11 protein-coding genes are annotated in these 13137 nt (G+C 69.3%); 9 read left to right on the plus strand and 2 right to left on the minus strand.

The genetic code is table 11. From position 1 onward, the window contains the following. Positions 1–168 precede the first annotated feature (168 nt). From BLT19_RS03635 to BLT19_RS03645, 3 genes are read left to right on the plus strand one after another with little or no spacing between them, the layout of a single operon-like run. Positions 169–1635, plus strand: coding sequence for an MFS transporter (locus BLT19_RS03635; RefSeq protein ID WP_231917778.1), 1467 nt, complete (start codon positions 169–171; stop codon positions 1633–1635). A 19-nt stretch (positions 1636–1654) separates the two neighbouring features. Next, on the plus strand, positions 1655–3241 hold the full coding sequence (locus tag BLT19_RS03640; RefSeq protein WP_091486500.1) for a GMC oxidoreductase: 1587 nt from the start codon (positions 1655–1657) through the stop codon (positions 3239–3241). Continuing rightward, complete coding sequence (locus BLT19_RS03645) at positions 3238–4107, plus strand: ThuA domain-containing protein (protein WP_091486502.1); 870 nt, start codon at positions 3238–3240, stop codon at positions 4105–4107. The genes BLT19_RS03640 and BLT19_RS03645 overlap by 4 nt, the downstream gene beginning before the upstream one ends. A 22-nt stretch (positions 4108–4129) precedes the next feature. Here the strand turns inward: BLT19_RS03645 and BLT19_RS03650 are convergent, their stop codons facing one another. Next, entirely contained in the window at positions 4130–4918 is a 789-nt protein-coding gene (locus BLT19_RS03650) for an SDR family NAD(P)-dependent oxidoreductase (RefSeq protein ID WP_231917779.1), read from the minus strand. 106 nt (positions 4919–5024) lie between these two features. Here BLT19_RS03650 and BLT19_RS03655 point away from each other — a divergent pair, with 106 nt between their 5' ends. The 3 genes from BLT19_RS03655 (at position 5025) to BLT19_RS03665 (ending at position 8665) form a co-directional block, all read left to right on the plus strand. After that, positions 5025–5810, plus strand: a complete 786-nt coding sequence (locus BLT19_RS03655) for an SDR family NAD(P)-dependent oxidoreductase (protein ID WP_091486511.1) — start codon at positions 5025–5027, stop codon at positions 5808–5810. Positions 5811–5895: 85 nt separating this feature from the next. Further along, positions 5896–7095 carry a cysteine desulfurase-like protein gene (locus BLT19_RS03660; RefSeq protein WP_091486515.1) on the plus strand — a complete coding sequence of 400 codons (1200 nt, stop codon included), beginning with the start codon at positions 5896–5898 and terminating at the stop codon, positions 7093–7095. A gap of 145 nt (positions 7096–7240) precedes the next feature. Continuing rightward, positions 7241–8665, plus strand: coding sequence for an HNH endonuclease signature motif containing protein (locus BLT19_RS03665; protein ID WP_091486519.1), 1425 nt, complete (start codon positions 7241–7243; stop codon positions 8663–8665). A gap of 72 nt (positions 8666–8737) precedes the next feature. On the opposite strand, the gene BLT19_RS03670 is transcribed toward BLT19_RS03665, so the two are convergent. After that, positions 8738–9979: a glycoside hydrolase family 1 protein gene (locus BLT19_RS03670; protein WP_091486524.1), complete on the minus strand. Its 1242-nt coding sequence runs from the start codon at positions 9977–9979 to the stop codon at positions 8738–8740. Positions 9980–10135: 156 nt separating this feature from the next. Here BLT19_RS03670 and BLT19_RS03675 point away from each other — a divergent pair, with 156 nt between their 5' ends. The 3 genes from BLT19_RS03675 to BLT19_RS03685 are packed head-to-tail and all read left to right on the plus strand — an operon-like array spanning position 10136 to position 13125. Further along, positions 10136–11146: a sugar ABC transporter substrate-binding protein gene (locus tag BLT19_RS03675; protein ID WP_091486528.1), complete on the plus strand. Its 1011-nt coding sequence runs from the start codon at positions 10136–10138 to the stop codon at positions 11144–11146. Between the two features lie 37 nt (positions 11147–11183). Continuing rightward, positions 11184–12308 carry an ABC transporter permease gene (locus BLT19_RS03680; RefSeq protein WP_091486532.1) on the plus strand — a complete coding sequence of 375 codons (1125 nt, stop codon included), beginning with the start codon at positions 11184–11186 and terminating at the stop codon, positions 12306–12308. A gap of 1 nt (position 12309) precedes the next feature. Further along, the gene (locus BLT19_RS03685; RefSeq protein ID WP_091486535.1) at positions 12310–13125 is read left to right on the plus strand and encodes an ATP-binding cassette domain-containing protein; all 816 of its coding nucleotides are present in this window, start codon (positions 12310–12312) and stop codon (positions 13123–13125) included. Positions 13126–13137: the final 12 nt, after the last annotated feature.

Genomic DNA, 13137 nt, shown 5'->3' on the forward strand with positions numbered 1-13137 from the left:
TGGTTGAAAAGACACATAAGTTGGTCTAGAGTGGACGCGACGTCGGGATCCGTTCTGGATCCGTTCCCGCCCGTGACGCAGCGCGCGGGGCACACCCGGTCGCGTCGACGGCCCGATCGTTCGGGCGGACCGCGAATGCCACTCACTGCCTGGAGACTCCGTCTCCTGATGATCTCCCTCCTGACCGTCTCGTTCCTGGGGGCGCTCGACCACACCGTCGTCGCGACCTCGCTGGCCACGATCGCCGGCGACCTCGGCGCTGTGCAGCAGATGAGCTGGGTCCTCGTCTCCTATACGCTCGCCAGCACCGTCATGCTGCCCGTCCTGGGCAAGCTCGGCGATCTGCTCGGCGTCCGCCTCATCTTCCTCGCCAGCCTGGTGCTGTTCCTCGTCGCGTCACTGTGCTGCGGCCTCGCGCAGGACATCACCCAGCTCGCGATCGCCCGCGTGGCGCAGGGGATCGGCTCGGCGGGCCTGCACCTCATGCCGCAGACGATCGTCGGCACGGTCGTGCCGCCGCGTGAGCGCCCCCGCGTGCTGTCCATCATCGGGGCAGCCTTCCCGGTCGCGATCCTGGTCGGGCCCCTGCTCGGCGGCGTGATCACGGACGCGTGGGGATGGCGCTGGGTCTTCTGGATCAACATCCCGGTCGGTCTGATCGCGCTCGCCCTGGCGGTGATCGCGGTCCCGCATGTGCCGGGACACTCCGGCCGCAGGTTCGACATCGCCGGCGCCGTGGTCCTCGGCATCTCCGTGACCGCACTGGTGCTCGGCGCCAGTTGGGCCAGTGCCGACCGCTGGGTGATCGGCGTGCCCGTGATCGTCGCGGCCGCCGTCGCGGCGGTCGCACTCGCGGTGTTCATCCTCATCGAGGTGCGCGTGAGTGAGCCACTGGTTCCGCTGCGACACTTCGCGAACCGGACCATCCTGATCTGCATCGTGCTGTCCACCGTCATCGGCGTCGGGCTGTTCTCGGTCGTCTCCTACGTGCCGACCTTCGTCCAGATGGCGTATCGCACCAGTGCCACCGTGTCGGGGCTCGTCCCCATCGCGACGGTGTTCGGCATGCTCGTGAGCACCCTGTTCACCGGCTGGCTGGCGAGCAGGTCCGGGCGGTACCGGATGTTCCCGATCGTCGGCACGGCGCTGGCCGCCGGGGGTCTCCTGATCATGGCCTTCCTGCCCCCGGGGCTGCCACTGTGGGCGCCGATGGTGGCGATGGCGTTGGTCGGCGTCGGCACCGGGGCGTTCATGAACATCCTCGTCGCGGTCGCGCAGAGCGCCGCGCCACGCAGTGACACCGGAAGCGTGACGGCGACCGTCAGCCTGGTGCGTCAGGTCGGCTCCACGACGGCCACGGCGATCGTGGGCGGGGTGATCGGCGCGGGTGTCGCGCTGGGTCTTCCCGCCGGGCTGGATGCCGCGACCCTGACTCCCGCGGTGGTGCACGCGTCCTCCGCTGCGGTGCAGGCGCAGGTCGCCGAGCTGTATACGGCGGTGCTCTCCCCGATCTTCATCGGTCTCGCGATCGCCTACGCCGTCGGCATCGTCGCGGCCCTCCTGCTTCCCAACCGCCGCCTCTCGGACCACTTCGAGCCCGAACCCGTTCCGACCGCCGAGTCGGCGACCGTCTGACCTCTCGAGGAGGAGAACCATGTCCCACGAAGCGCACACCGCATCGCACCCCACCGTCGTCGTCGTCGGCAGCGGACCGATCGGCTCCGCGTACGCCCGCGTGCTGGTCGAGACGCTGCCGGAGGCACACGTCGTCATGTTCGAGGCCGGTCCGCAACTGACCGCGATCCCCGGTGAGAGCGTGCGCAACATCCCCGATCCCGAGGAGAAGGAGCGCGCACGCGAACTGTCGCAGGGCCCGCAGGCGGGGGCGCTGCGCGAGTCGCTCGGGATCCCGGCCGGCGTCGTCGTGGAGGGCATGTTCACCGCGCGACAGGGCACCCACCTCCTCGACTTCGGCGGCGAAGGCTCGGGCCACGCGCCGGGCTTCCCCGCGGGCGCGGCGTCGACGAACGTCGGGGGCATGGGCGCGCACTGGACGTGCGCGACCCCGTCGCCCGCGTTCAGCGAGAAGATCCCGTTCATCGCAGATGACGAGTGGGACGACCTTCTGGCCGTCGCCAAGGACCTGCTCCACGTGCAGGATGCCGCGTTCGCCGATTCCGCCGTCGGCGAGGGCATCCGCTCCCTGCTGGAGGAGGAGTTCGGCGCCGAGCTGCCGGAGGGCTACGGCCCCGGCACCCTGCCGGTCGCCGGGGACCCGCAGCCCGACGGCACCATGCGCTGGGCCGGTGCCGATGTCGTCCTCGGCCCGCTCGTGGACGCCGCGTCGCCGCTCAGCGAGCGCTTCGAGCTGCACGACCTGTCGCTCGTCCGCCGCGTCGAGGTCGAGGACGGCAGGGCGACCGGGGTGACCGTCGAAGACCTCCGCACCCACGAGATCCGCTTCGTGCCCGCAGACCTCGTCGTCGTGGCCGCAGACGCGTTCCGCACCCCGCAGCTGCTGTGGGCCTCCGGCATCCGCCCCTCGGCCCTCGGGCACTATCTCACCGAGCACCACGTGGTCATCACCACCATCGCGGTCGACGCGGGCAAGATCGGCCGCTTCGCGACCGATGCCGATCTCGAAGCCGAGATCGCCCGCCGGTCGGTGAACCCGGTCGATCCGGTGGCGGCGGTGAACCGCATCCCGTTCTCCGAACCCGATCACCCCTTCTCGCTGCAGGTGATGTACGCCGAGAACCCCCCGTTCCAGCTCGACCCGGCACACCCCGCAGCCGGGAACCGATGGGGCTACGTGAACATGGGCTACGGCGTGCGCAAGCGCCCCCGCGTCGAGGACGGCGTCACGTTCGACGACGGCGAGCTCGACTACCGGGGCTTCCCGAACATGACGATCGAGTACGAGCTGACCGACGCCGAGAACACCGAGATCGAGGCGGCCACCGAGCGCCTCCGTCGCGCGGGCAGCGCCATCGGCGAGTTCGTCGCCGAGCCCCGGCTGCTCCCGAACGGGTCGAGCCTGCACTACATGGGCACCACCCGTATCGGCGAGACCGACGACGGGACGTCCGTGGCCGACCCGTGGTCGCGTGTGTGGGGTGTGGACGGACTCGTCGTCGGCGGCAACGGCGTCATCCCGACCGCCAACACGATGAACCCCACGCTTATGAGCGTGGCGGTCGCAGTGCGCGGCGCACGCAAGGCCGCCGAGGAGCTGTCATGACCGAACCGATCCACGCCCTGATCCTCTCCGGGCACATGACCCACGAGCACGACAACGAGTTCCGCAGCTTCCGCAAGCACAACGAGTGGATCACGACGCTGCTCGAGGACACCGGGCGATTCAAGGTCCGCGTGCTCGAAGACCCGCGGGGCATCGGCGCCGACATCATCGACAAGTACGACGTCGTCATCGTGATCTTCGAGGGGCGCGACGGCTATCACGAGAAGGCCGTCGGATTCGGTCCGCAGACCGATGCCGCGCTGCTGAAGTTCGTCCACGACGACGGCAAGGGCATCGTCTGGTTCCACGGGTCGGCCGCGCAGGAGGACGACTGGGGTTACCCCGAGGAGTACAACGTGATGCGCGGGTCGCGGCTCACCGTCGCGGGCGGTCTGCGTCCGCGACCGTGGGGCGAGGCGCTGCTGCGCACGACCGAGCCGCGGCACGCGATCACCGAGGGCATCACCCCGACGTGGACGGTCACCGGCGACGACATCCTCACCGGGGTGGAGATCCTCGACGGCGCCCAGGTGCTGGTCACGGTCTTCGACGACCTGGAGTCGTACGAGAACGCGCCGGTGTGGCCCATGTCGCACTACCCGGTCGCGATCCCGGAGGGCGGTATCGCCGACCTGCCCGGGATGAACACCGACCAGCCGATCGCGTGGATCAACGAGTACGGCGCCGGCCGTTCGTTCACGATCACGATCGGTCATGACATCGACACGTTCCGGCGGATCGAGTTCATCCGGATGTTCCCGCGCGGCGTGGAGTGGGCGGCGACCGGTGAGGTCGGCCTGCAGGGTCCGGACCGTCGCGGCGATCGCCGGATCAACCCCTGGCCGTACTACAACCGCGAGGGCTGAGCGGCAGCCCCAGCGGGATGCCTCAGCGGCCGGCGATGCGGTCGGCCATGAATTTGACGCCCGCAGAGGATGTCGAGCCACCGTCGACGGGGATCTCGGCGCCGGTGACGTAGGCCGCGGCATCCGACAGCAGGAAGGCGACGACGCTCGCGACCTCCTCCGCCTGTCCGACCCGCTCGAGCGGGGTGAGCGCCAGCTGCGCGTCGCGCATCGCGGTCGGCGCATGCTCGGTCATCAGCGTCTCGATGAACCCCGGGTGCACGATGTTCACCCGGATGCCGCGTGAGCCGAGCTCGGTCGCCGCGACGTGGGTGAGGCCGCGCAGCCCCCACTTACTGGAGGTGTAGGCGACCGGATAGTGCGCGTTCAGCGCGGCGGACGAGCCGATGTTCACGATCGACGACCCGTCCGACATCAGCGGAGCGAGCGCCTGGATGCCGAGCATCGGTCCGGTGAGGTTGACCGCCAGCACCCGGTCCCAGTCCTCGCGTCGTGTCTCGCCGAGGCGCGAGCGGTGCGTGATGCCGGCGTTGTTGACGAGGCCGCGGAGGGGTTCGCCGTCCAGATCGTCGTCGAGCTCCGCCGCGAGCAGCTCCCACGCCGCTCCATCAGCGACATCGAGCTGACGGTACGACGCATCGATCCGGTCGAGCTCGGGCGCTTCGGCAACCACGTCGGTGGCGAGCACGCGTGCGCCGGCCGCGACCAGCAGGCGCACCGCCGCCAGGCCCTGGCCGCCGGCGGCGCCCGTGACGACGATCGTGCGGCCGTCGAGGCCGGGAACAGGGGACGGATGCGCGACGCTGCTCACGGTTCGACGGTAGCGGCGGCATCCGCTTCTCGGAATGCGCGGTCGGTGATACCGCACATCACCACTCGCGGGGTGCTGGTCGCGGGCGTCGCGGGAGGATGGACGCATGGCACCATCGGAACTCGCACCGGCGACGCTGTTCTCGTGCGCCGGCCAGGTGGCGATCGTCACGGGCGGGGCATCGGGCATCGGTCTCGCGTGCGCAGAGGCGCTGGCCGCTGCCGGCGCGCGGGTCGTCGTCGCCGGCCTCGTCGCGAGCGGTCCTGCGGGTGCGGCGACGAGGCTGGCGACGCGGGGGCTCGATGTCGTCGGAGCCGAGTGCGATGTGACGGATGCCGCGCAGCTGCGAGCGCTCGTCGAGTCCACGCTCGAGCGCTGGGGGAGGATCGACACCGTCGTGGCCAACGCGGGGGCGGCGCTGGATGACCCGGACGCGTCAGAGCATGATGCGTCGCTCGAGCGGATGCTTGCCCTCCATGTGCGCTCGGTGGCTCAGCTCGCCGAAATCGCGCTGCCCGTGATGGCGGAGTCCGGTGGCGGGGCGTTCGTGGTGATGTCGAGCATCGCGGGGCTGCGAGGCAATCGCGTGCTCTCCGGCTACGGGGTCTCAAAGGCGGCGAACGCGCAGATCGCGCGGAATCTCGCAGTGCAGTGGGGGAGTCGCGGCATCCGCGCGAACGCGATCTCGCCGGGCGTGATCGCCACCGATTTCGCCCGGCCGATCACTGAGAACCCGGACGCCGCACCGGTCCGCCTGGCGAAAACTCCACTCGGCCGATTCGGCACGCCGGCGGAGGTCGCGGGCGCCGTGGTCTGGCTGGCCTCGGCCGCGGGTGCGTTCGTCACGGGACAGAACATCGTCATCGACGGCGGGACGCTGATCTCGGACTGACGGGTGACGCCCGCTGTGAGGGGCGGCGGATACCATGTGTCACCGGCGCATCAGCGCCGCGCGACCGGCTTGAAGGCGGAACATCGTGAGTCTGGACATCGTGGCGCTGCGGGCGCAGTTCCCTTCGCTGAAGTCGGGCATCGCGCACTTCGACGGACCGGGCGGCACGCAGACGCCCGCGGTCGTGGGCGATGCGATCGCCCGCACGCTCACCGGGCCGCTCTCGAACCGCGGCGCCGCGATCGTGAGCGAGCAGAACGCCGACCGTGCGGTCGTCGACTTCCGCCACGCGATCGCCGATCTGCTCGGCGCCGATCCGAGCGGAGTCGTCTACGGGCGCAGTGCCACGCAGCTCACGTACGACTTCTCCAGAGCACTGGCCAAGACCTGGGTCGAGGGCGATGAGATCGTCGTCACGCAGCTCGACCACGACTGCAACGTCCGGCCGTGGGTGCAGGCGGCGCAAGCCATCGGTGCGGTGGTGCGCTGGCTCCGACTCGATCCGCAGAGCGCCGAGCTGCGGCTCGATGATCTCGATGAGGTCGTCACCGACCGGACGCGACTGGTCGCGGTGACGGCGGCGTCCAACCTGCTCGGCACCAAGCCGGCGGTCGCGACGATCGCGGCCCGTGCGCACGCGGTCGGCGCGCTCGTGTACGTCGACGGGGTCCACTACACCGCCCATGCGAGCGTCGACGTGGTCGCCTTGGGAGCGGACTTCTTCGTCTGCTCGCCGTACAAGTTCTTCGGACCGCACTGCGCCGCGCTTGCTGCGTCTCCCGCGCTGCTCGAGTCACTGACGCCCGACAAGCTGCTTCCCTCGACCGATGTGGTGCCCGAGCGATTCGAGCTGGGAACGCTGCCGTACGAGATCATGGCCGGGGCCACGGCTGCCGTCGATTTCATCGCCGGCATCGCGCCCGCCGGGAGCACGCGCCGAGAGCGGCTGATCGCAGCCGATCACCTCATCAACGCGTCGGAGCTCGAGCTGCGCGGGCGTCTCGAGGCCGGATTGGCATCGTTCGGCGATCGTGTCGTCGCGCACTCGCGCGCGGCCGAGCGCACCCCGACTCTCTTCCTCACCTTTCCGGAGCGAGACGCTGGAGAGGTGTCACGCCTGCTGGCGCAGCGGAACATCCTGGCACCGGCCGGCACGTTCTACGCGTACGAGCCGTTCCGAGCGTTGCACCTGCCGGTCGACGCCGGCCTGCGCGTCGGCCTTGCCCCCTACAACGACGACGCGGAGATCGATCGCCTTCTCGAGGCGCTGAGCTACGCGCTCTGAGCGACGCGCTCCGAGCGACGTGCTCTGAGCTTCACCGGTTCCTCCCCAGGCGGTCTCCGGGGGCCGCATCTGCACAGCTTTTCTCACATCTGACCGGGGACTTTTCTGATGCTTCGATGTCGGTGGCCCTCGTCACAATAGAGGAATGAAGCACACAGTCACCGAGGCCCTCGGGTCGCTGGTGGCGGAGGTCGATGCGATGATCCGACCGCTCCTGGCAGGCGGCATGGAATCCCTGGGTGACGAAGATCTCGTCGATGCGCTGGCGATCGGCGGACGGATGCTGCGCAGCATCGAGAGTGCGCTGGTGCTGGCCGTCGACGAGGTGACACGGCGATCCGAGTCGGCCGGACGCGAAGAGCGTCTCAGTACACGATTCGGGTGCCGCGACGTCAGCGAGGTGGTCCAGCGCTCGACGCGACTGAGCGCGACGACGGTGTCGAGGATGCAGCGGGCGGCCCGGGCGGTGCACTGCGACAGGACGTTGGTCAGCGGGGCGCTTCTGCCCCCGCGGTTCCCGGCGACACGCGAAGCATTGCTCGCCGGCGACATCGGCATCGATGGTGTCCTGGCCGTCACCGGCCCGCTGGCGGGGCTGGAGCAGCGTGTCGGCCGCGACCTGATGTTCGCGGCGGATGAGGCGCTGGCGGCGACGGCGCGTGGGGAGGGGCCGGATTCCGCGCCACCGGCCACCGCGGACGAGTTGCGGATGCACGCGTCGGCGTGGGCGGTCGCTTTGGACCAGGACGGCAGCGAACCCCGTGATCATGAAGCGCTCCGCACTCGCGGGATCACGCTGGGCCGCGTACGAAACGGCATCGTCCCGATCCACGGCGGTCTCCTCCCAGAGGTGGCCGCGCAGTTCCAGCGCATCAGCGACACGCTCGCGCTGCCGCGCGGCGGCGACGACACCGGTGGGGTCCGCTTCCGCCCCGATGACGAACTCGGACATGACGGAGCTGCACCAGACGATGAGCGGACCGCGGCGCAACGCCGCCACGATGCGCTCGCAACTGCCTTGTTCGCCGCGGCAGCCAGTGCCACGCTGCCGACGATCGGGGGTGCTGCCCCGACGCTTCTCGTCTCGGTGCGCGAGGCCGATCTGGTCGCCGCGCGGGGTGCCGCGCACGCCGACGGCATCGCCGACCCGCTCCCGATCGGCGCTGCGCACCACATCGCGTGCGGCGGTGTGATCCAACGTGTCGTCCTCGGTCGGGAGGGCAGGATTCTGCGGATCGGGACGGAGGAGCGCATCTTCAACCGGCACCAGCGGCGGGCGATCGCACTCCGCGACGGAGGCTGCATCATCCCGAGTTGCGGCGCGCCGGCTGCCTGGTCCGAGATCCATCACGTCATCGAACACTCCCGCGGGGGACCCACCCACACCGACAACGGCGTGCTGCTGTGCTGGTTCCACCACCGATTCCTCGCCCATCACGGGTGGCAGATCCGGATGGTCCAGGGCGTTCCCGAGGTTCAGGCACCCACCTGGCTCGATCCGACACATCGATGGCGCAGGGTCACGAACTCACCGACCCGACTCGTCGAAGCCGTGATCCGGCGAACCTGAGGTCGCCTTCGGTCGCCCGCTCATTCCGGGCCGTGCCCTGCGCCGTTTCGGTGTGTGGAGTGGCATCTTCGTTCAGAGTCCGCGCGCCTGCGCGACCAAGTCCGCGTACACCCCGGCGCTCGGTTTCGCCGTGCGCTCGAACGTCTCGCGATCCACCTCGTGCAGACCGAGTTTCGGTCCGTAACCGAAGATCCACTTGAAATTGTCCATCAGCGTCCAGTGGCAGTAGCCGAGCACGGGCACGCCGTCGGCGATCGCCTGCGCGAGACCCTTGAGCGATGGCTCGATGAAGCTCGCCCGGACGGTGTCGTCTTCTGTGCCGATGCCGTGCTCACTGACGAGCACGGGCACCTGAGCGACCGAGTAGACGTATTCCACGGCGCCGCGCAGCGAGTCGGGCTCGACCGCCGTGCCCATGCCGTTCACTGCAACGCCCTCCGCAGCAGGCAAGCCACCGTCCGCGCCGTAGACGATCCGCTCATAGTTCTGCACGCCGACGAAGTCGTCGTCCAGGGCGAGTTCGAGCCAGTGCGCATAGACCTCTGCGCGCTTGCGGTCGCGAAGCTCTTCGCCGCCCGGCGCGGCGACGTCATCGACGATCGCCAGCGACAGTCCGACCGGCAGATCGGCGCGGCGCGCTTTGATGGCGGCCTTCGCTGCCTTGTGACCGGCAGTCATGCCCGCGCGCATCCCCGCGAAGTCTTCGTGCAGCATGACGTTGCCGGCCCGGTATCTGTCCACACCGGCTGCCGCGCTCGCCGCCTCGAGCGTCTTGCGCTCCAGCTCGACGATGAACTCGGGCAGGTGCGCCCAGGTGAGCATCTCGGGCAGATCCGGCTCGTTGAACGTCACGGCGAGGCGAATCCGGTCGCCGATGCGGTCCATGACGACGCCGCAGTAGCGAGCGAACAGCTCCGGCGACTCGGGCTCGAGCCACGCGCCGCGAGCGGCGAACCAGTGCGGAGACGTGAAGTGATTGAACGTGACGATCGGGGCAAGGCCGCGCGCGAGGCATCCGTCCACCACTGCCTCGTAGTGCGCCAGCGCCTCTTCGGAGAACTCGCCCTCTGCAGGCTCGACCCGCGCCCACTCCACCGAGAAGCGATAGGCGTTCAGCCCCATGCCGGCGACGAGATCGAGATCCGACTCCCACAGCTCCCAGCCGTTCGTCGCTTTGCCCGAGCGGTCCTGAAACACGGTCGGCGTGACGTTCTCGAGGAACCAGGTGTCGCTGTGGACGTTGTCGCCCTCGTTCTGGTGGCCGGCGGTAGCCACGCCCCAGAGGAAACCGGCGGGGAATCGGTCGATGGTCATGGGGCTCCTTGTTCTGCAACGTCGTCGATGGCGGAGGAAGCAAACCTCCCTCACCTACTTTACTCAGTAAAAGTGCTTTTCATGTGACGAAATTCGTGATAGAAACTCATCCAAGAGTTCGGCGCCCGGCCGATCGCGACGCAAAGGTGCACCGCCATGACCCGATCACACAGCCCACTCCGCCCCGTCCTGCGCTCACTCGCCGTGGCCGTGACGCTTGCCGTGGGCGTTTCGCTCGCTGCCTGCAGCAGTGGGACCGCCACTCCGAGCACCGCGCCCTCGGATTCCGCAGCCGCCGGCGCCGACGGTGCGCTGCGCATCGGCTTCTCGCCGTTCTCGATGCAGGTCCCCGCGTTCATCGGCCTGGCCGAGGGGCTCACGCATGCGGCAGAAGCCAGCGGCGACACCGTGATCACGGCCGACGCGAAGGGCGACCCGTCCACGCAGCTGCAGCAGATCCAGCAGTGGGTGCAGCTCGACCAGGTCGACGCCATCTGGGTGATCCCGCAGTCCGCCGAGGCCGTCGCCTCGGCGATCCAGCAGGCCGTCGATAAGGGCATCGTCGTCCTCGCGTCGGGCGTTCCGGCCGACTACGGCATGGATGAGGGCGCCGCGGGCATCAGCTTCTCGAACACCGACAACGTGGACTACGGCACGCAGATCGGCGACCTGACGGCGCAGTGCATCACCGAGCGCCTCGACGGCAGGGGCCAGATCATCTTCATGCAGAGCCCGAGCGGCGCGCAGAGCACTGAGGAGATCAACGACTCGATCAAGGCCGCAGTCGAGGCGGGCGCGCCCGACGCGACGTTCGTGAACGAGCAGGATGCCGCCGACCGCCTCGGTTCCGCCCAGATCGTCTCCAGCGCCCTGCAGGCCGCACCCGACGCCAACACCGTCATCGCGACCGACGACGAGTCCAGCCTGGGCGCTCTGGATGCCTTCAAGGCAGCGGGCAAGAACCCCGCCGACCTCTGCCTCATCGGGGCCGGTGGCAACGAAGAAGCCGTGGCCGCCGTCGACAGCGGCGACTTCTACGCCGAAGTCGCGTTCGACTTCATCGCCGACCTGACCCAGAACCTCGGCGAGCTGCACGCCCTTGCCGCCGACCCGTCGGCACCCGGCCAGCAGCTGACCATTCCGATCCAGGTCTTCACCCAGGAGTAGACCGCAAGTCCGCGAGCGAGAAGAAGACGGTGCGACGATGACCGATCAGAAGAACACCACCTCCCCGGGCCGGTCGGCCCCGGAGGCGGTGACCAGCCAGACCCGAGCATTCCCTGCGATCGACACCAGCGGGGGTGCCGGAGTGAAGGTGCTCATCTTCCTCCGCAACTGGGGCATCCTCGTGCTCTGGCTGCTTCTGGTCATCATCTTCGCCTTCTGGGCGAGCCCGTACTTCTTCACGCTCGCCAACGCGGCGCTCATCGCGAATGCGGCGGCACTGACCGCGATCTTCGCGGCAGCCGTGGGATTCGGCATCCTCAGCGGCGCGCTGGACCTGTCGATTCCCGGCTCCGCGACGATGGCCGCCGTCACGGGTGGTCTTGCCATCAGCAGCGGCGCGCCGGCGTGGCTCGGCATCATCCTCGCGATCGCGGTGGGTGTCGCGGTCGGCGCGGTCAACGGCATCCTCGTCCAGCGCGGTCTCAATCCGCTCGTGGTGACGATCGCCATGCTGACGGTGTTGACCGGACTGGCCCAAGTCGTTTCGGGCGGACTGCCGATCACGGGAATCACTGAACTGACCTGGATGGGCAGCACGAGCTACTGGGGCATCCCCGCACCGGTGATCGTCGTGGGACTCGTCTATCTGGTCGGCTGGTTCTACCTCACCCAGACCCGTTCCGGAGTGCGCGTGATGGCGGTCGGCGGCAACATCGACGCGGTCCGTCGCGTCGGCATCCGCGCCGATCGGTACCGCATCCTCGGGTTCATCCTGTCCGGCATCTGTGCCGCGATCGGTGGTCTGCTCGTGATGGCGACCACCACGCAGGCCTCGCCGAACCCCAGCGTCGACCTTCTGTTCAGCGCCATCACGGCGGTGGCACTCTCGGGCATGCCGCTCACGGGCGGGCGGGGTAGCCTGCCGCGCGTCCTCGTGGGCGCGCTGATCATCGCCACGGTGGCGAGCGCGCTCATCATCCGCGGCATCCCGCCGTACTGGGCGACGATCGTCACCGGTGTGCTGCTGATCCTCGCGCTCACGTTCGAGCGCGTGATGTCCGCCGCGGTCGCCAAGCGACTGGCGCCGCCGCCCACCGCCACACTTGCCAGCGCGCCCGCCGCGGTGCCCGCTGCGGCCACGACCACGCCGAAGGAGGCCTGAAATGGCCACGTCCGAGAAGGCACGGCCGATCCCGGCCGGTCTGAAGCTGACCGGAATCGACCTGAACTACGGCTTCGTCAAGGCGCTCGACGGCGTCGACGTCGAGGTCAGGCCCGGGGAGGTCGTCGCGTTGCTCGGCGACAACGGCGCCGGCAAGTCGACGCTCCTGAAGGTCATGTCGGGCGCGCACCGTCCCTCCTCCGGCACCATCGAGGTGGGTGGCGAGGTCACGGAGTTCCGTTCGCCGCGGGATGCCTCGGCCGCCGGCATCGAGATGGTCTATCAGGACCTCGCGCTGATCGATGCCGCCGATATCGCCACCAACCTCACCCTCGGCCGCGAGCCGGTGCGGAAGGGGCTGCTCGGGTGGCTCGGCATTCTCGACAAGAAGGGCATGCGGCGCGAAGCGCGAAAGGAGCTCGAGGCGCTGCGCGTCACCACCGCTCCCGTCACCCGCCCTGTCGAGATGCTCTCGGGCGGTCAGCGTCAGGTCGTTGCCCTCGCCAGGTCCGCCGTCCGCGTCACCTCTCGCGGCCAGGGCGCGCTGCTGCTGGATGAGCCCACTGCGGCCCTCGGCTACGCGCAGACGCGGCAGGTGGAGGACCTGATCCGCCGTATGGCCGAGCGGGGGATCGCCGTCGTGGTCGTCACCCACAATCTTCCGCTCTGCTTCGCCGTCGCCGACCGCATCGTGGTGCTCAACCGCGGCCGCAAGGTCGCGGACATCCCGACAGTCGACACCGACAACGACGCGGTCGTCGGCTGGATCACCGGCGCCCGGGCGCCGCAGCCCGGCTTGGAGCGTGCGCTGCTGTGATCGGATTCGCTC

Source organism: Microbacterium pygmaeum, assembly GCF_900100885.1.
Classification (GTDB): domain Bacteria; phylum Actinomycetota; class Actinomycetes; order Actinomycetales; family Microbacteriaceae; genus Microbacterium; species Microbacterium pygmaeum.